15 protein-coding genes are annotated in these 17,353 nt (G+C 69.5%); 4 read left to right on the top strand and 11 right to left on the bottom strand.

Features of this window, described 5'->3' with window-relative positions; all coding sequences use genetic code 11:
* The first annotated feature begins 51 nt into the window (after nucleotides 1-51).
* Together ACW5EG_RS01935 and ACW5EG_RS01930 are read left to right on the top strand one after the other, a co-directional pair.
* Nucleotides 52-723: a DUF4124 domain-containing protein gene (locus tag ACW5EG_RS01935; RefSeq protein WP_457020702.1), complete on the top strand. Its 672-nt coding sequence runs from the start codon at nucleotides 52-54 to the stop codon at nucleotides 721-723.
* Nucleotides 723-1,376, top strand: a complete 654-nt coding sequence (locus tag ACW5EG_RS01930) for a DUF4124 domain-containing protein (protein WP_457020701.1) — start codon at nucleotides 723-725, stop codon at nucleotides 1,374-1,376. The genes ACW5EG_RS01935 and ACW5EG_RS01930 overlap by 1 nt, the downstream gene beginning before the upstream one ends.
* Before the next feature lie 36 nt (nucleotides 1,377-1,412).
* Here the strand turns inward: ACW5EG_RS01930 and ACW5EG_RS01925 are convergent, their stop codons facing one another.
* From ACW5EG_RS01925 to ACW5EG_RS01880, 10 genes are all read right to left on the bottom strand, one after another.
* Entirely contained in the window at nucleotides 1,413-1,916 is a 504-nt protein-coding gene (locus ACW5EG_RS01925; protein ID WP_457017025.1) for a methyltransferase family protein, read from the bottom strand.
* The gene (locus ACW5EG_RS01920) at nucleotides 1,906-2,682 is read right to left on the bottom strand and encodes an SDR family oxidoreductase (protein ID WP_457017024.1); all 777 of its coding nucleotides are present in this window, start codon (nucleotides 2,680-2,682) and stop codon (nucleotides 1,906-1,908) included. Before ACW5EG_RS01920 ends, ACW5EG_RS01925 begins: the two co-directional genes overlap by 11 nt.
* Nucleotides 2,683-2,996: 314 nt before the next feature.
* A complete protein-coding gene (locus tag ACW5EG_RS01915) occupies nucleotides 2,997-4,124 on the bottom strand; it encodes a GDSL-type esterase/lipase family protein (protein ID WP_457020700.1) in 1,128 nt (375 codons plus the stop codon).
* 154 nt (nucleotides 4,125-4,278) lie between these two features.
* Nucleotides 4,279-5,037 (bottom strand): 2-dehydro-3-deoxy-D-gluconate 5-dehydrogenase KduD, encoded by a 759-nt coding sequence (gene kduD, locus ACW5EG_RS01910; protein WP_457017020.1) that lies wholly within the window; start codon nucleotides 5,035-5,037, stop codon nucleotides 4,279-4,281.
* Between the two features lie 21 nt (nucleotides 5,038-5,058).
* The gene (kduI, locus tag ACW5EG_RS01905; RefSeq protein ID WP_457020699.1) at nucleotides 5,059-5,907 is read right to left on the bottom strand and encodes a 5-dehydro-4-deoxy-D-glucuronate isomerase; all 849 of its coding nucleotides are present in this window, start codon (nucleotides 5,905-5,907) and stop codon (nucleotides 5,059-5,061) included.
* Nucleotides 5,908-6,287: 380 nt separating this feature from the next.
* A complete protein-coding gene (locus ACW5EG_RS01900) occupies nucleotides 6,288-7,334 on the bottom strand; it encodes a LacI family DNA-binding transcriptional regulator (RefSeq protein ID WP_457020698.1) in 1,047 nt (348 codons plus the stop codon).
* A gap of 117 nt (nucleotides 7,335-7,451) precedes the next feature.
* Complete coding sequence (locus ACW5EG_RS01895; RefSeq protein ID WP_457017015.1) at nucleotides 7,452-8,735, bottom strand: TRAP transporter large permease; 1,284 nt, start codon at nucleotides 8,733-8,735, stop codon at nucleotides 7,452-7,454.
* Nucleotides 8,736-8,738: 3 nt separating this feature from the next.
* The gene (locus tag ACW5EG_RS01890) at nucleotides 8,739-9,254 is read right to left on the bottom strand and encodes a TRAP transporter small permease (protein WP_457021385.1); all 516 of its coding nucleotides are present in this window, start codon (nucleotides 9,252-9,254) and stop codon (nucleotides 8,739-8,741) included.
* A gap of 32 nt (nucleotides 9,255-9,286) precedes the next feature.
* Nucleotides 9,287-10,279 carry a TRAP transporter substrate-binding protein gene (locus tag ACW5EG_RS01885; RefSeq protein WP_457017013.1) on the bottom strand — a complete coding sequence of 331 codons (993 nt, stop codon included), beginning with the start codon at nucleotides 10,277-10,279 and terminating at the stop codon, nucleotides 9,287-9,289.
* The gene (locus ACW5EG_RS01880) at nucleotides 10,276-11,100 is read right to left on the bottom strand and encodes a 2-keto-4-pentenoate hydratase (RefSeq protein ID WP_457020697.1); all 825 of its coding nucleotides are present in this window, start codon (nucleotides 11,098-11,100) and stop codon (nucleotides 10,276-10,278) included. The genes ACW5EG_RS01885 and ACW5EG_RS01880 overlap by 4 nt, the downstream gene beginning before the upstream one ends.
* A 148-nt stretch (nucleotides 11,101-11,248) precedes the next feature.
* Here ACW5EG_RS01880 and ACW5EG_RS01875 point away from each other — a divergent pair, with 148 nt between their 5' ends.
* Entirely contained in the window at nucleotides 11,249-12,592 is a 1,344-nt protein-coding gene (locus ACW5EG_RS01875; protein ID WP_457017010.1) for a pectate lyase family protein, read from the top strand.
* A 9-nt stretch (nucleotides 12,593-12,601) separates the two neighbouring features.
* Complete coding sequence (locus tag ACW5EG_RS01870; protein WP_457020696.1) at nucleotides 12,602-14,197, top strand: carboxylesterase/lipase family protein; 1,596 nt, start codon at nucleotides 12,602-12,604, stop codon at nucleotides 14,195-14,197.
* 261 nt (nucleotides 14,198-14,458) lie between these two features.
* Here the strand turns inward: ACW5EG_RS01870 and ACW5EG_RS01865 are convergent, their stop codons facing one another.
* Complete coding sequence (locus tag ACW5EG_RS01865) at nucleotides 14,459-17,236, bottom strand: TonB-dependent receptor (RefSeq protein WP_457017007.1); 2,778 nt, start codon at nucleotides 17,234-17,236, stop codon at nucleotides 14,459-14,461.
* Between the last annotated feature and the right edge of the window lie 117 nt (nucleotides 17,237-17,353).

The raw sequence follows: 17,353 nt of genomic DNA, 5'->3' as shown, positions 1-17,353 counted from the left end.
CTGTGCGTGCTGTTCGCAGTTGCGGGACCCGCCCGCGGGGCCGATCCGGTCATGGTCCACCGCTGCGTCGACACTCGCGGCCACGTGACCCTGGGCGACGTGCCCTGCGCCGACGGCAGCACCGGGCAGACGCTGGAGATGCAGCGGCCCACCGATGGCGAGCCGCTGAACCGGGCGTCGCCGAGGACTGCGCCACCGCCACCTCCGCCAGCGCTGGCAGTGACCGCCCGCACGCCGCAGCCGATGTACGAATGCGTGACCCCCGACGGTGAGCGCTATACCAGCGAAACCGGCGAAGGCAATCCGCGCTGGGTGCCGCTGTGGACGCTGGGATACCGCAGCGACTGGCGTCCGGGCGACCCGACGCCCCGCGCCGGCAGCAGTGCATTGGGCGACTACTACGCCAATCGGCCGCTTGGCGGTCGGGTGGGCGCGCCGACGCCCAGGCCCGATCCACCTCCTCCCGGCAACCCACGTCCGGGCCGGCCCGGGCACCCGCACCGTCCCGGCGACGGCGGCTACGGCGGCTTCGGCGGGGCGGGTACCTGGGTGCGCGACACCTGCCATGCCCTGCCCCAGGGCGAGGTGTGCTCGCGCCTGGTCGATCGTCGCGGGCAGATCCGGCAGCGCTTCTTCAACGCCCAGGAGCGCGAGCGCGACACGCTGCGCGTCGAGGAACGCGGCATCAACGCACGGCTCGCCGCCGACTGCGCGTACCACTGATGCGCCGGTCCGCCTGCCTGGTCGCGGTCCTGCTGCTGTGCGCGTCGATCGCGCCCGCTCAGGACGCCAGCACCATCTACCGCTGCACCGCCGCCGCCGGTGAAGTCACGATCCAGAACGGCACGCCCTGCCCGGCCGGGAGCACGCAGGAGATCCGCAAGGTCGAAGCCCTGCCGACCCGTCCCGCGCCGCCGCCCGCCGCCCTCGTGGTCGCCGAGGAGCCGCCGGCCTGGGCGCCCCCGCCGCTGTCGGACTTCGAGCAGGTTGCCGGGCCGCAGGACGAGCCGATCACCGGGCCACCGCGCCCCGACCTGCCGCGCCCCGCGCGGATTGCCGAGGACGCCCGCCTGCCTCCTCCACCGATCTACCAGTGCGAGAGCTGGGACAACGACAGCTACGTCAGCGAGGATCACTCGCCCGGCCCGCGCTGCGTGCGCCTGGACACCGGCGGCGTGGGCGAGGCCTGCGAGAACCGCTACGACGTGTGCGCCCGCGTCGGCCAGAAGGCCGAGTGCGGCGCGTGGAAGCGCCGCCAGCGCGAGATCGAGTCCTCCTGGCGTCACGCCCGCGGGCAGGACAAGCCGCGCCTGCAGGAAGACTTCGCGCGGGTCACCCGCATCCTCACCGATTCCAGCTGCGCCCTGCCGCCCTGATCTGCGGGGCTCGGCCCTTCCACGCCACGACGCGCGCTACAGCCAGCGCGGCACCGCCTCACGGTAGTCGAGGTAGTCGCGGCCGAACCGCGAATGCAGCGCCGCCTCTTCCCATGGAATGATCGCGCGTCTCAGGACCCACAGCGGCAGCGGCAACGTCGCCAGCGCCCAGTGCAGGTCGTACATCAGCGCCAGGCCGACATAGCTGGCCAGCAGGCCGATGTAGACCGGGTTGCGCGTGCGCCGGAACGGACCGGCCCGCACCAGGCCGCTGGGCGCGCCGCCCGGCATGATCGTGGTGCGTCGGCGTGCGAACAGCGCGAAGCTCCACAGCACCAGCAGCAGCCCGCCATTGGCCAGCAACGTGCCCGCCACTTCCAGCCCATCGCGCAGCGCGCCCTGCGGCACCGGCAGGCCCATCGTGGTCTGCAGCACCGCACCGGCGGCAAAGGCCAGCACGCAGTGCAGCGGCGAGGTCGAGCGCACCAGCCAGGGTGCATCGCTGCGCGTTGCGCCCGCAGGCGCGATGTCAGAACCCATGCCGCAGGAAGCCCCCGTCCACGGCGATGCATTCACCGGTGATGTAGGCGGCCGCTGGCAGGCACAGGAACGCGACCGCGGCGGCCACCTCCTCGGGCTCGCCTATGCGTCCCATCGGCGTGCGCAGCAGCACCTCGTCCAGGTAGTCGGGATCGGACAGCTTGTCGGAGGTGCGGCGCGTGCGGATGTACCACGGCGCCACCGCGTTCACGCGCACACCGTCCTCGGCCCATTCGACCGCGAGGTTGCGCGTCATCTGGTGCATCGCCGCCTTGCTCATGCCGTAGGGCGCGCCGCTGCGCACATGGGTCAGCCCCGACACACTGCCCACGTTGACGATGGACGAGACCGCGTGCCGGGTGAGCAGCGGATGCGCGTAGCGCGAGAGTTCGAAGGCGCTGAACACGTTGACCTCGAAGATCTCGCGCCACTGGTCCTCGGTGTAGTCGTTGGCGGCGCGGGTGAGGTTGCCACCGGCGTTGTTGACCAGGATGTTGAGGCCATCGCCCTGGTCCTCGACCCAGTCCAGCACCTCGCGCCGCTGTTCCTCGTCGACGACGTCGCCGATGAAGGCGCGGATGTCGCCGTCGGGACGCTCCTCGGCCAGTTCGTCGCGCGCGGCCTCCAGCGCATCGCCGTTGCGCGCGACGATCAGCACGGTCGCGCCGAAGCCCAGCAGTTCGCGCGCGATCGCGCGACCGATGCCGGCGCTGCCGCCGGTCACCAGCGCAAGCTGCCCATCCAGGCGCCAGCGATGCGGATCCATGTGCATTCCCCTTGATGTGACCGGCGTAGCATAGCGCCGGGATACACACAGGAGGCCGCCATGCTCGCCATCCGCCGACTGGCCATGCTTGCCGCGCTGCTCGGGTGCGCAGCCTGCGCGCCACCGCCCGACCCGACTGATGAGACGCCGCCAGCACCACAGGCGGCTGCGTCGCGGGATGCAGGCAAGGGCTGAGGTTTCGCGCCAGGCAGGCACGCAGCGACCTGCCGGTACGCGCATGCTCGGGCGGTGGGACCGTGGTTGCGGCAGTGGCTCGCCGCGCCGCGCCCTGACCTGTGGTGCGGCGAGGGCGCTCAGGGGCTGCGCGAGGCCTCGTCGAAGACGATGAAGATCACCAGGTCATCGTCGCCCAGCTGGCGCAGCGCGTGGCTGTCGCCGTTGCGGGTGAGGATGGCATCGCCCGTCGCGACTTCGCGCGTCGCGCCGTTGAGCGTCAGTTCGCCGCGGCCCGAGAGTACGTAGTAGATCTCGTCCTTGTCGTTGACGTGTGCGCCGATGGTCGCGCCGGCATGCAGGGCGCGCTTGCGGAACACCAGGTCGAAGCCGGTCGCATTGGCGAAGAAGGGATACGCGGTGGTCGTCCCCTCGCCTTCGTGGGGTCCGGGCTGCTGCGAGGCGATGTCGCGCTCGTTGACCACGACCGAGGGTGACACCTGCGCAGATGCGGGCGCTTCAACGCGGCGGCAGTCCGCCGGCGTCACCTCGCGCACGGGCGCACGGGCATCAGCCGCGCGCCATCCGGCGGCGACCAGGCAGGCCACGAGCCGCGCGCCGGCGGCGCTGAAATGGGTGTCGTCGGCCTGCTTCTGCGCCGGCACGTGCATGAAGTAGGGCTTCGATCCCGCGTCACCGGCGTCTCGCAGCCAGTCCATGCTCAGGGCATTGAGGTCGACCAGCGCGACGTGTTCGCGCCGGGCCAGCTCGCGCACCGCCTGCGGATACGGTCCGTGCGTGTCGAGCAACTGGTTGCCGTCGAACTTGCGGCGCGCCACCGGCGTGACCAGCACCGGCGTGGCGCCACGGTCGCGGGCCAGCTCGACATGGCGCATCAGCCAGCGCGGGTACTCGACCAGCGGCTCGCTGTAGCGTGTCGGGTCCTCGAGTTTGGCGTCGTTGTGTCCGAACTGGATCAGCAGCACGTCGCCTTCGCCGAGCTCGGCGGCGATCGCGTCGAGCCAGCCCTGCTCGATGAAGCTGCGCGCACTGCGCCCGCTCTGCGCGTGGTTGCGCACCTCCACGCCATCGGCCAGGTAGTGGTGCAACTGCATGCCCCAGCCTTCGCGCGGCGCGCGTTCGGGCGGGTAGGCGCTGGCGGTGGAGTCGCCGGCGATGAACACCCGCGGCGGCGCGGCGTGGGCGCTGGCGAGACCTGCGAAGCACAGGACGCCGCACGCAGCCAGGGCTTTCAGGTCAGGCAGCATCACGGCCCCTTGAAGGCTGCGCCGACGTTCAATGCATCAGCGGACGTCGGAACGAACGGCGGCGTGCCGTACACGCGGCAGGAAAGAAAAAGTGGAACGGGCGGATGGCCACATCGGGGAGGACGTCGATCCCTCCGCCCGTTCCGGACAACACTCAGCGCGCCAGCCAGCCGCCGTCCACGGGGATCACCGCGCCGTTGACATAGTCCGAGGCGCGGCTGGCCAGGAACACCGCCGTGCCGCCGAGGTCGGACGGCTCGCCCCAGCGCGCGGCGGGGATGCGGTCGAGGATGGCCCTGTTTCGATCGGCATCCGCGCGCAGCTGCGCGGTGTTGTCGGTGGCCATGTAGCCCGGCGCGATCGCGTTGATGTTCACGCCCTTCGCGCCCCACTCGTTGGCCAGCAGCCGGGTGATGCCGGCGATGCCGCTCTTGGACGCGGTGTACGAGGGCACGCGGATTCCGCCCTGGAACGACAGCATCGAGGCGATGTTGATGATCTTGCCGCTGCCCTGGGCGATGAAGTGGCGCCCCGCCGCCTGCGACATGAAGAACGCCGACTTGATGTTGACGTTCATCACGTCGTCCCAGTCCTTCTCGCTGAAGTCCACCGCGTCGGCGCGGCGGATCAGGCCCGCGTTGTTGACCAGGATGTCGAGCCCGCCGAGCTGGGCGATGGTTTCCTGCACCAGCCGCTCCACCGGCTCGATCGAGATCAGGTTGGCGTCGAGGTTGAGGAAGCGACGCCCGAGTGCGCGCACCTTTTCACCGGTTTCGGTCGCTTCCACGATGCCGGCGCCGGCGATGTCGGCGCCCGCTTCGGCCAGCGCCAGGGCGATGCCCTGGCCGAGACCGGTGTTGGCGCCGGTGACCAGCGCGACCTTGCCTTCCAGACTGAAGGGATTGCCTGCCACGTTGTAGCCTCCTGGGTCGTCTTACTTGAGCTGGCAGATGTCCAGCACGTGCATGTCGGTGTAGTCGAGGTTTTCGCCGCCCATTGCCCAGATGAAGGCGTAGTTGGACGTGCCCGAACCCATGTGGATCGACCACGGCGGCGAGATCACCGCCTCGTCGTTGCCCATCACGATGTGGCGCTGCGCATCGGGCTCACCCATGAAGTGGTAGACGCGGTCGTTCTCGCCGAGGTCGAAGTAGAAATAGATCTCGCTGCGGCGGTCGTGCAGGTGCGGCGGCATGGTGTTCCAGACGCTGCCGGACTTGAGCACGGTCAGGCCCAGCAGCAGCTGCGAGGATTGGCAGGTGGCGGGCACGATGTACTGGTAGATGGTGCGTTCGTTGCTGGTTTCCAGCGCGCCGCGGTCGAGTGCGACGGCGTCCTTGATCGACAGCGCCTTGGTCTCGAAGCGCGCATGCGCGGGCGTCGAGGTGAGGTAGAACTTGGCGGGGTTTGCTGCATCGTCGGAAGCGAACGACACATCGGTGCTGCCCATCGCCACGTACAGCCCGTCCTTCGGGCCGAGCGCGTACTCGGTGCCGTCGACGGTGACCTTGCCCGCACCGGCGCCGACGTTGATCACGCCCAGCTCGCGGCGCTCGAGGAAGGGGTGGCCCTTGGCGGACTCGGGCTCGGTCTGGCGCGGCAGCTCGACCGCCTTCGATACCGGCGCGGCACCGCCGATCACGAAGCGCTCGTTGTGCGAATAATTGAGCTGCACCGTGTCCGCGACGAACAGGTCGCCGACCAGGTAGCGGTCGCGCAGTTGGTCGTTGCTGGCGCCATCCATCATGTCGGGATGGGTGGCGTGATAGGTCTTGCTGAACATGGCAGGGCTCCGTGGTGCGGAGGCCGGCGTGGCCGGCCAGGTGAATCGAACGGGGATGAGTCTACCCATTCTGGTAACCGGTGTCATACCGCACTGCGGCACGGTCTGTTCTGGCGTTTCCGTTGGCATCCGGCCCGCATCGCGCGTGCCTTGACCGCCAGTTCGCTGCCTGGGGTTTGCCTGCATGCATGCGCGCGCCCACGGGCTTGGCCGGCGCCGCGCAGGCATGCGCGGCTGGCGCGGGATTGACCGGCTTCGCCGTTGAAATGCTCTTCTCCCTTCGGTCGAAATGACAGTCCCGGTCGAAATGACAGTCGCTACAGCCTTGGCCCGGGCAAGCGGCTACCTGCCGATAGGCCGCAGAGGGCGGGCGCTGGCCGCTACGCCGGCGGCTGGCAGGAGTCGCGGATCACCAGGTGCGGGCGCACGCTCGAGAGCGGACGCGCGCCGGGTTCGCTCTGCAGCAGCATCGCCGCGGCCATGCGGCCGGTATCGCGCGTGTCGCGGCGCACCGAAGTCAGCGGCGGCCACAGCCGCGAGGCCAGCGGGCTGTCGTCGTAGCCCACCACCGACAGCTGCTGCGGGATCTGGATGCCGGTGCGCAGCGCGACCCGGTAGACGCCCGCGGCCATCTCGTCATTGCCGCAGAAGATCGCGGTCGGGCGCTTCTTCGCGCCAAGCAGCTTTTCGGCAGCGGCCAGGCCGGACTCGAAGGTGTAGCCGGCTTCCACCAGCCGCGCCTTGGGCAGCTCGATGCCGCGGCGCTGCAGCGCGCCGACGAACCCTTCGGTGCGCTCGATCGCCGAGCGGTAGGCGACCGGACCGGTGATCATCGCCATGTCGCGATGGCCCAGGCTCTGCAGGTAGTCCGCCACCTCGGCCGCGCCGTCGCGGTCGTGGGTGACCACCATCTTCTCCGGGCCGTCCAGCGACACCGCGGCGATGCGCGCGTAGCGGCAGCCGATTTCGTTGAGCATGTCGCACAGCGCCTGGTCTTCCGACACGCGCGGCACCAGCATCACGCCGTGCAGTTTCTGCAGCTGCACGAAGCGTCGCACCCCGGTCACGTAATCCGGGCTGCGGCTGTCGCAGGGATGCACCACCAGCTCGAAACCCGAGTCGCGCAGCGCATCGAGCGCGCCGTACTGGATGTCGACGATGTACTGCGCGGTCGGGTTGTCGTAGATCATCCCGATCAGGAACGAGCGCCGGAACGCCAGCCCCCGCGCCATCGGGTCGGGCACGTAGCTGACCTCGCGCATCAGCGCCTCGACCTTCTCGCGCGTATCGGCGCGCACCAGCGGCGAGCGGTTGATGATGCGCGACACGGTCTTCTTCGACACCCCGGCCAGCCGGGCGATGTCGTTGATGGTGGCGGCCTTGCCCGGTGCCAGCCAGGCTTTGTCTTCCTTGGGATTGCGCGACATACGGGTCCTGCCCGGCCTGATACCGGTGTCCAAGCAGTCTAGCGCGGGGCGGCCGGAATTGCGGAGCGCCCCCGGGGCACGGGCGCGCCGCTCAGCCGGCGCCCTGCCGCTGTCCAGTCAGGAACGCAGCAGCGCCGGCAGCCACAGCGACATCTGCGGGAACAGCACCACCGCCAGCAGCACCCCCAGCCCGGCCAGCCAGAACGGCCAGATCGAGCGCAGGCTCTCGGCAATGGTGATCTTGCCGATCGCGGTGCCGACGAACAGCACCGAGCCCACCGGCGGCGTCACCAGGCCCAGGCCGCCGGTCAGCACCAGGACCATGCCGAAGTGCACCGGGTGGACGCCGTAGGCCTTGGCCACCGGCAGGAAGATCGGCGTGCAGATGAGGATCATCGGCGCCAGGTCCATGAAGGTGCCCAGCAGCAGCAGGATCAGCACGATCAGCAGCAGCGCCGTGTACTTGCTGTCGGCGATGGACTGCAGCGCCTCGACCGCCGTCACCGGCACCTGCAGGTAGGCCAGCAGCCAGCCGAACGCGGCTGCGCATGCGATCACGAACAGGATCACGCCGGTGGTGCGCGAGGCATGCACGATGGTCTGGACGAACACGCGCCACGGCAGCTGCCGGTACAGCACCACCGTCACCAGCAGCGCGTACACCACCGCCACCGCCGCGCTCTCGACCGCGGTGAACACGCCGGCACGGATGCCGATGAAGATCAGCGCGACCAGGCCCAGCCCGGGCAGTGCCGACACAAATCGCAGCAGCACCGCGCGCTTGCCCGGGAAGGGTTCGGTGCCGTAACCGCGGCGGCGCGCAACGATGTAGCCGGTGAGCATCAGCACCGCGGTCATCAGCAGCGCCGGCACGATGCCGCCGGCGAACAGGTCGGCGATCGAGATGCCGCCGCCGGCCGCGGCCGAATACAGGATCAGGTTGTGCGAGGGCGGCACCAGCAGCGCCACCAGCGCAGCGGTGATGCTGACGTTGACGGCGAAGTCGCGGTCGTAGCCGCGCTTGATCATCTGCGGGATCATCGTGCCGCCGACTGCCGAGACGTCGGCGATTGCCGAGCCCGACACGCCGCCGAAGAACAGCGACGACAGCACCGACACCTGCCCCAGGCCGCCGCGCACGCGGCCGACCAGGCCGGCGGCGAGCGCAATCAGGCGCTCCGAAATCCCGCCGCGCATCATGATCTCGCCGGCGAAGATGAAGAGCGGGATCGCGATCAACGAAGCGGTGCCGATGCCGGCACCCACCTGCTGCACCAGCACCACCGCCGGCAGGTCGAGGTAAAGCAGCGCCGCCAACGAGCCCGCGGCCAGCGCGAACGCCACCGGCACGCCCATCACCAGCAGCGCGATGAAGACGAAGAACAGGATTGCGATGCCCATGGCTCAGCCCTCCCCGCCGCTGCGCAGCAGCTTGGGCAGCCGCGCCAGTGCGAACACGCACATCAGCGCGCCGCCCAGCGAAAGCGGCAGGAAGTTGATGCTCTGCGGCATCGGTGCGCCGGCCAGGCGCACGTCGAGGCCATCAAACAGCAGCACTCCGCCCCAGCCGGCCAGCACCGCGCCGATGCCGACCACCACCAGGATGTTGCAGGCGTCCACCACCCGGCGCACGCCGGGCCGCATCGCCTCGGCCAGCAGGCTGAAGCTGAAGTGCCGCTGCGTGTGCACGCCCGCAGCCGCGCCCAGGCTCATCGCGGTGCTGAGCAGCAGCAGCGTCACCGGCTCGGTCCAGCTCGGCGAGTTGTTGAGCACGTAGCGGGCGATCACCTGCCAGCCCTGCACCAGCACCAGGCCGGCCAGCGAGACGGCGGCGATGCCGATGGACAGGTCGCTGAGGCGGTCGAGCGGACCGCGCGGCGAATCCTGTTCGGGAAGCCCGCTGTCGTCGGTCTCGGGCAGGTCGTTGTCGGGAGCTGCAGTCATCGGTGTCCTCATGCGGTGGCGCGGATGCGCGCGTGCAGCGCGTCGATCCGCGGATCCTTGCGGTATTCGGCGAGCAGCGGTGCGGCGGCGCGGCGGAAAGCCTCCACGTCGACGTCGTTGGCCTCGACGCCGGCGGCGAGTATCTGTTCGCGGGCGCTGGCCTCGGACGCATCCCAGGCCTCGCGCATCACCGTGACCGACTGGCGCGCGGTCTCGCGCAGCAGTTCGCGGTCGGTCGGGCTGAGCGCGTCCCAGGTATGGCGCGAGAGCAGCAGCACGTCCGGCGCGTAGGAATGCTCGCTCTGCGACCAGTAGCGCGCGGCCTCGAAGTGGCGGCTGGAATGGAAGCTGCGGATGTTGTTTTCCGCGCCGTCGATCATGTGCGTCTCCATGCCCGAGTACACCTCGCCCAGCGACAGCGGCGTGGCGTTGGCCCCGAACAGGCGCAGCATGCGGATGAAGATGTCCGACACCGGCACGCGGATCTTCATGCCGGCCAGGTCCTCGGGCCGGTGGATCGGCTGGCGCGCGTTGTAGAAGCAGCGCGCGCCCGAGTCATAGATGGCGAGCCCTACCAGCCCGCGCTCGCCGAATCCGTCGAGCACGGTCTGGCCGACGTCGCCATCCATCGCCCGGCGCATGTGCGCGACCGAATCGAACACATAGGGCAGGCACAGCGCGCGCGTCAGCGGGAAGGCGTTGTTGAGCGCGCCGCTGTAGACGCGGGCGAAATCGATCGCGCCGAAGCGGGCCATGCCGATGGCCTCGGCCTCGCGGCCGAGCTGGCCGGAGTGATAGAGGCGGATGCGCAGCCGGCCGCCGGTCTCGCGTTCAAGCGTCTCCCCGATCCAGCGCATGGCCAGCACGGTCGGGTAGTCGCTCACGTGCACGTCGGTGGCGGTGAGCAGCCCGCCGCGCGGCGGGCTGGCCCATGCCGGCAGGCCGAGTCCGGCCAGCGCGGCGACGCCGGCGCCCGCGGCGAGCAGTTGCCGGCGCCTCACGGCGCGTCTGCCCGCGGCGCGGCGGCCACCACCTGCCCGCTGATCTGTCCGTACGCGCCGAAGTCCACGCGCACCTGCTGGCCCACGCGCACGTCGTGGATGCCGGTGGCGTTGCCGGTCGCGATCAGGTCGCCCGCCCTGAGCGGCCGGCCGCGCCGGGCCGAGCGCGACAGCGCGAACGCATACGCGGCCAGCAGCCCGCCGGGCAGGGTCGTGGCGCCGCCGCGACCGACGCATTCGCCGTCGATCCAGCTTGTCGCGGTGAGCTCGGACTCCGGAATCGAACGCCAGCCGGCGATCTCCGCACCCATCACCAGGCCGTTGTTGTTGCCGAAATCCGACACCACCACCCGCGGCCCGAGCTGGTTGACCGTGGCCAGCGGGCTGCTCGCGATTTCCAGGCCGACATGCAGCGTGGCGGCAACGGCGGCGGTGGCGGCGGGCGTCCAGTCGACGACGTCCGGTGGCGCGTCGGCTTCCAGGCGCAGCACGTACTCGGCCTCGATCGCGCCGAAGCCGCCAACGAACACCGGCACCGCCGCATCCTCGGCCCGGGCCGAGAGCTGGCGCGCGTAGATCGGCCCGAGCAGTCGCTCGTCGCCGGATCCGTCGCGCCGCTCGGGCGCGATGTAGCCGACTTTCCAGCCGACCACCCGGTCCGGCCAGCGCGCGATCGCCAGGTCCTGGACGCGGTAGGCCGCCACAAGATCCTCGGGGATGGCGCCGGGGAAGCCGGGAACACTGGCGCCACGCAGGCGTGCATCGACGAATGCCTCGGCGATGGCCACCAATTGATTGGTTGTCTCGATATCGCTGCTCAAGCCCCCTCCGAATGATGTTGCGGTGCAGATCGCCGCAGGCCGGTCGTCCTTGTAAGGTAAACCGGTGTCATCTTCAATGTGCAGTGCGGCAAACCGGTGGACATTTCTGCCCCGGCCGCCCGAATCCGAACGTCATGGAGCCACCAGAATGCCTCTGATCCGCCGATTTTCCGCCTGGTTGACCGTCCTCGCCTGCTTGCTGCCCGCCACCCTGTCCGCGGTTGCCGCGACCCCCGAACAGGGGCCGCTGGCCTTCCCCAGTGCGCAGGGCTGGGCCGCGCATACCCCGGGCGGCCGCGGCGGCCAGATCCTGCGGGTGACCACGCTTGCCACCGACGGGCCGGGCTCGCTGCGCGCTGCGGTGGAGGCCAGTGGCCCCCGCATCGTCGTGTTCGAAGTCGGCGGCGTGATCGACCTGGACGTGCAGACGCTGCGCATCACCGAGCCCTATCTCACCATCGCCGGCCAGACCGCGCCGGCACCGGGCATCACCCTGATCCGCGGCGGCATCGACATCGCCACCCATGACGTGATCGTTCGCCACATCCGCGTGCGGCCGGGCGATGCCGGAAAGCCGCTGCGCAGCGGCGTGGACTTCGACGCGATCTCCACCGTCGGCGCCGAGAACGTGATCGTCGACCACTGCTCGCTGACCTGGGGCACCGACGAGGGCCTGTCGTCCTCCGGCACGCGCTTCATCGAGGGCGGCCGCACGCTCGAGGATTTCCGCAAGGGCACCTCGCGCCGCATCACCTTCAGCAACAACCTCATCGCCGAGGGCCTGGCCTACTCCAGCCACGGCAAGGGCGAGCATTCCAAGGGCAGCCTGGTCCACGACCACGTGCAGGACATCCTGATCACCGGCAACCTGTACGCGCACAACTACGAGCGCAACCCGCTGTTCAAGGGCGGCGTGTCCGGGCAGGTGCTCAACAACCTGATCTACAACCCCGGCGCGCGCGCCGCGCACTACAACCTGATCGCCGAAGAGTGGCTCGGCCACGACTACGCGACCGGCACCATGGTCCTGCGCGGAAACGTGCTGCGCGCCGGTCCGGACACGCGCAAGCTGGCGCTGTTCATGATCGGCGGTTCGGGCGACGTCGACCTGTTCCTCGAGGACAACCTCGCCGTGGACGTGATCGGCGAGGCGACCATTCCCGAGGTCGGCCGCTACACCACCGCGCCGGTCAAGGTGAACCGGCTGCGCAGCGCGCCGGCGCTGCCGTTCGGCGTGCGCCTGCTGCCCTCTGCACAGGTGCAGGATTCGGTGATCGAGAAGGCGGGCGCCACGCCCTGGAACCGCGACCCGATCGACCGGCGCATCGTTGCCGACGTGGTCGAGGGTCGCGGCGCGATCATCGACAGCCAGGATCAGGTGGGCGGCTATCCGCAATACGCGGAAACGCGGCGTCCCTTCGTCGAATCCAAGTGGAACCTCGACACCATGGAGCCGCTCGCCGGCTACGCGCGCGGCGAACCGCTGCGCTGAGGGGACGCCATGCAGCATGCACGGCGGCGGTTCCTGCAGCAGGCGACCGGGGCCGCCGCGGCTGCGCTCGCGCCGCCAGCGCTGTTCGCCGCGCCCTCGCCTGCGGCCAGCCACGCGCGCGTACGCGGTGGCCGCGTGGCGGGCACGCACGAAGGCGGCCTGCACGTGTTCCGCGGGCTGCGCTATGGCGCCGACACCGGCCCGCGCCGCTTCCTGCCGCCAGCGCGCGAGGCGGCGTGGCGCGGCGTGCGCGACGCGTCCATGTTCGGCGCCTCGGCCCCGCAGCGCGGCGGCGACGGCCCGGGCAGCGAGGACTGCCTGTTCCTCAACCTGTGGAGCCCGGCGCTGCGTGACGGCGCGCGGCGTCCAGTGCTGGTTTACATCCACGGGGGCGGCTTCAGCACCGGATCGGGCAGCGATCCGCTGTACGACGGCACGCGGCTGTGCCGGCGCGGCGACGTGGTGGTGGTCACGCTCAATCATCGGCTCAACGCCTTCGGCTACCTGCACCTGAAGGACCTGCTGGGACCGGACTACGCCGCGTCCGGCAATGCCGGCCAGCTCGACCTGGTGCACGCACTGCAGTGGGTGCGCGCGCATGCGGCGGAGTTCGGCGGCGATGCGGACAACATCACCGTATTCGGCCAGTCCGGCGGAGGCGCGAAGATCGCCACGCTGATGGCGATGCCGGCGGCACGCGGCCTGTTCCATCGCGCTTGGACGATGAGCGGCCAGCAGGTTACCGCCGCCGGGCCGCGCGCGGCCGACGCGCGTGCACGCATCCTGCTCGACGCGCTGGGCATCGCGCACGGCGATGCCCGCTCGCTGGCCACGGTACCCATGGAGGCGCTGCTGCAGGCGCAGGCCACGCGCGATCCCTCGCGGGTCGAGGACACCGCGCTGTACCTGGGCCCGGTGATGGACGGCGCGGCGCTGCCGCGCCATCCGTTCTGGCCGGACGCGCCCGCGCAATCGGCATCGATCCCGATGGTCATCGGCAACACCCGCGACGAGACGCGCGCCTTCCTCGGCAAAGATCCGGCGAACTTCGCCCTTGACTGGGCCACCCTGCCCGCCAAGCTGCGCAGCCAACAGTACGTGGACATCGACCCGGACGTCGTCATCGCGGAGTACCGCCGCCTGTATCCACGCTACACACCATCGGAGATCTTCTTCGCCGCGACCACCGCGGGCCGCTCATGGCGTGGCGCGATCGAGGAGCTCGAAGCGCGCACACGTAACGGCCGCGGCAATACCTGGGCCTACCAGCTCGACTGGCACCCGCCCGGGGAGGAAGGCGAGCGCCTGCGCGCCTTCCACACGCTCGACATCCCGCTGGTGTTCGACAACATCGCGCAGCCGGGCTCGAAGACAGGCACCTCGGCGCAGGCGCAACGGGTCGCGGACGCCATGGCGGGTTCCCTGCTCGCCTTCGCCCGCAGCGGCGATCCGCGGACGGGCGCAACCGGCGACTGGTCGCCCTGGTCGCTCGATCGCCGCGAAACGATGGTGTTTGGCGCGTCGCCACGCATGCAGGACGACCCGCGCGGCGGCGAACGCCGGCTCTACCAGCGCGCGCCCTTCATCCAGCGCGGGACGTTCTGAGGGCACGCGTGCCGGGTGGGGGTCCAGCCGGCGTTGAACTCTCGTGCGTCGGCCGATGCACGGCCACGTCCCGTCCACTGTAGGAGCGGCTTCAGCCGCGATGGATGCATCCGGCTGCAGGGCTGCGGGGGACCGCGATCGCGGCTGAAGCCGCTCCTACAGTCGGGCAAGAGCTTGGCGAATCGTGGTTCTGCCATCGCGACACCAGCGCGGTGGAAGCGCACCTGCGCCGGTCCCGCCGCAGCGGGACCGGCAGGTGCATCAGAACTTGTAGCGGAACCCCACCATGTACTGGCGGCCGGTGTGGGTGTAGGCGATCGGCATGTTGCGCTCGCTGTCGAGCCACATGTCCGACCACTCGTCGGTCAGGTTCAGGCCCTCGAGCGAGATCGAGAAGTTGTCGTTGAAGTTGTACGACAGCGAGGCATCGATGGTGGTCGTCGCCGCCGTGCCTTCCATGTCCGTGCCCTCGCGACCCGGGACCTGGTTCATGTACTCGTCGCGATGGGCCGCCGACACGCGTGCCGAGAACTTCGTGTTGTCGTAGTACAGCGTCGCGTTCCAGGCGTTGTTCGACAGGCCGACCATCGGCCCCGTGGCACTGGGCGCACCGGACGAGGACAGGTACTGGATATCCGATTCGACGTAGGTGTAGTTGAGCTGCACGCCGAAGTCGCTCCAGATCCCCGGCAGGAAGGTGAAGGGCTGCTGGTAGCCGATCTCGACGCCGGTCAGGTCGCCGCCGGGGGTGTTGAGTGGCTGCTGGAAGACGAACTCGTCATCCGGCGTCACGCCCCATTCGGGCAGCAGCAGCGACGCAGGCAGTCCGGAGGTGTGGAACGGACGGCTCTCGCGCGAGGTCTGGATGTAGCTGTCGATGTCCTTGTAGAACGCGCCGACCGAGACCAGGGCGCCATCGCCGAAGTACCACTCCAGCCCCAGGTCGAAGGTCTTGGCGCGGAACGGCTCGACACGCGGGTTGCCGGTGGTCACCGTACGCGCGCCGCCGGCAACGCTGAAGCTGGTGCCGATGCCGAGGAAGCCGAGGTTGGGACGCGTCATGACCTCGGCACCGGCCACACGCAGCAGCAGGTCGGGGGCCAGCTCGGCGACCAGGTTGAACGACGGCAGGGTGTCGGTGTACGTGTGCACCACCTGCCCGGGCGTGTTGATGTCGACCCAGCCGTTGCTGGTCAGTTCGGTTTCGACCCGCCGCACGCCGACGTTGCCGCGCACCGGGATCGCGCCGATGTCGAAGTTGAAGTCGCCCTGCAGGAAGAAGCCCAGGCTCTCCTCCTGGATCGCGCGGTTGTTGGCGATGGTGTTGGTCAGGTCCGTGTGGACCGCGTAGGGTCCGGTGTTGTTGTGGATGCCCATCATTTCGGCGAAGGCGTGCACGTCCGGCACGACCGCGCGGCCGGCGTTGCCAGCGCGGATGTTGAATTCGCGCATCATGGAGGCCAGCGCGGCATCGTCGATGCTGATTCCGCCCACGGTCTCGACACGACCGCTGCCCGGCGTGCCGCGGCCCCATTCACGGCTCTTGTACTCGTAGCTCTTCCAGTTCACGCCACCCTTGAGGGTGAAGTAGGGCGACGCCGCCCACGACAGGTCCATCGTCGCGGTGTCGAAGGTATTTTCAACGTACTGCGGGCGCAGGCGGATCTCGGCCAGGGTCCAGCCGGTGGGGTCGGTCGGATCGAGGTCGCCGTAGCTGAAGGCCGGCAAGCGGTCATTGCCACGGTAGTCCCAGCTGTAGCCCTGGACGTTGAACTTGTCGGCGATGACGGTGGTCTGGATCGGGTTGTCGTACTCGGACTGCGACATGCCCAGCAGCAGGTTCATCTGCACGCTGTCGCTGAAGCCGTGTTCGAGCGCCGCGGTGAGCTGGGTGAACTCGGTTGACTGCTCGTCGTAGCGGCCTTCCGAGCGGATGTCGACGTTGTCGAACACGCCGTAGACCAGGTTGCCGCGACCGTCGACCGCGCCGTCGCGGACGCTGGTTTCCTGCTTGCCCGACGCGTTGGTGCGACTGAACGACACCGCGTTGATGTTGTCCTGCCAGCGGTTGGCGTCGAAGCGCGCGTACAGGCCGTCGAACACCAGCTCGGTGCGATCGCCGAGCTTGAACTGCAGCGCGCCGGTGATGCCCAGGCGCTCCTGCTCGTGGCGGTAGAGGTTGTAGCGCGGAATGCGCGGGTGGTAGACGTTCGGATCCAGCGCCGCCTGGAACGGCGAGCTCTGGTCGAAGAAGTTGGTCGTGCTGTTCTGCGCTGTCCACCAGCGCACGGAGTCGGAGCCTTCCTCGACCACGGTGCGGTCGGTGTAGGCGATCGACAGCAATGCACCGGCGTGGCCGTCGGCGAAGGTGTTGCTGACCAGGAAGGTGCCGCGCGGATCGTATTCTTCGGCCAGCGTGTTGTAGCCCATCTGCCCGCCGACGGCCATGGTGAAGCCGTCGTAGTCGAACGGACGCGCGGTGCGCAGGTCGACCGTCGCGCCAAGCGAGCCTTCCTCGATCTCCGCCGCCGAAGTCTTGCGCACCACCAGCTGGGTGAACAGGTCGGACGCGAAGGTGTTGAAGTCGAAATTGCGCGCGCGGTTCACGCCGCCGGAGGTGTCGGTGCCGCCACCGGTGGCGAGTCCTTCGATGCCGTTGATGCGCACCCGGGTGAACTGTGGGCCCAGCCCGCGGACGGAGATGTTGCGGCCCTCGCCGCCCTCGCGGGTGATCGATACGCCGGGAATGCGCTGCAGCGATTCGGCGAGGTTGAGGTCGGGGAAGTCGGCAATGTCTTCTGCGACGATCGAGTCGACCATGCCCGCCTCACCGCGCTTGATGTCGATCGCACGCTCGAGGCTGGCGCGGTATCCGGTCACCACCATCGTGTCCAGGGTCTGCGGATCAGTCTGCGCCGCGGGCGCGGCCTCCTGCGCCTCCTGCGCCACCGCCGTCATCACCTGCACCTGGAGTGCGAGACCGATTGAAACCGCTAGCAAGGTAACCGGTGTCTTTTTTCTCTTCGAAGCAGCTTGCATAATTCCCCTCCCGTGAGGTCAGACGTGCGCGTTGCGACGGCTGACAGTTGTATGGTGCGATGACCATGCCCCGGCGGGCCAAATGACACCGCTGGCCAAAACCCTAACAAAACCTTT

The organism is Luteimonas sp. A611 (genome assembly GCF_054072715.1).
This window is presented reverse-complemented; position numbering and strand designations above follow the sequence as displayed.

Bases quoted from the DNA above. Each gene is read 5' to 3' on its own strand.
- ACW5EG_RS01895 (WP_457017015.1), bottom strand. From the start codon at position 8,735: ATGGGCATCGCAATCCTGTTCTTCGTCTTCATCGCGCTGCTGGTGATG.
- ACW5EG_RS01875 (WP_457017010.1), top strand. From the start codon at position 11,249: ATGCCTCTGATCCGCCGATTTTCCGCCTGGTTGACCGTCCTCGCCTGC.
- kduI (WP_457020699.1), bottom strand. From the start codon at position 5,907: ATGTTCAGCAAGACCTATCACGCCACCCATCCCGACATGATGGATGGC.
- ACW5EG_RS01865 (WP_457017007.1), bottom strand. From the start codon at position 17,236: ATGCAAGCTGCTTCGAAGAGAAAAAAGACACCGGTTACCTTGCTAGCG.
- ACW5EG_RS01915 (WP_457020700.1), bottom strand. From the start codon at position 4,124: ATGCTGCCTGACCTGAAAGCCCTGGCTGCGTGCGGCGTCCTGTGCTTC.
- ACW5EG_RS01870 (WP_457020696.1), top strand. From the start codon at position 12,602: ATGCAGCATGCACGGCGGCGGTTCCTGCAGCAGGCGACCGGGGCCGCC.
- ACW5EG_RS01935 (WP_457020702.1), top strand. From the start codon at position 52: ATGGTCCACCGCTGCGTCGACACTCGCGGCCACGTGACCCTGGGCGAC.
- ACW5EG_RS01900 (WP_457020698.1), bottom strand. From the start codon at position 7,334: ATGTCGCGCAATCCCAAGGAAGACAAAGCCTGGCTGGCACCGGGCAAG.
- ACW5EG_RS01925 (WP_457017025.1), bottom strand. From the start codon at position 1,916: ATGGGTTCTGACATCGCGCCTGCGGGCGCAACGCGCAGCGATGCACCC.
- ACW5EG_RS01930 (WP_457020701.1), top strand. From the start codon at position 723: ATGCGCCGGTCCGCCTGCCTGGTCGCGGTCCTGCTGCTGTGCGCGTCG.
- ACW5EG_RS01920 (WP_457017024.1), bottom strand. From the start codon at position 2,682: ATGGATCCGCATCGCTGGCGCCTGGATGGGCAGCTTGCGCTGGTGACC.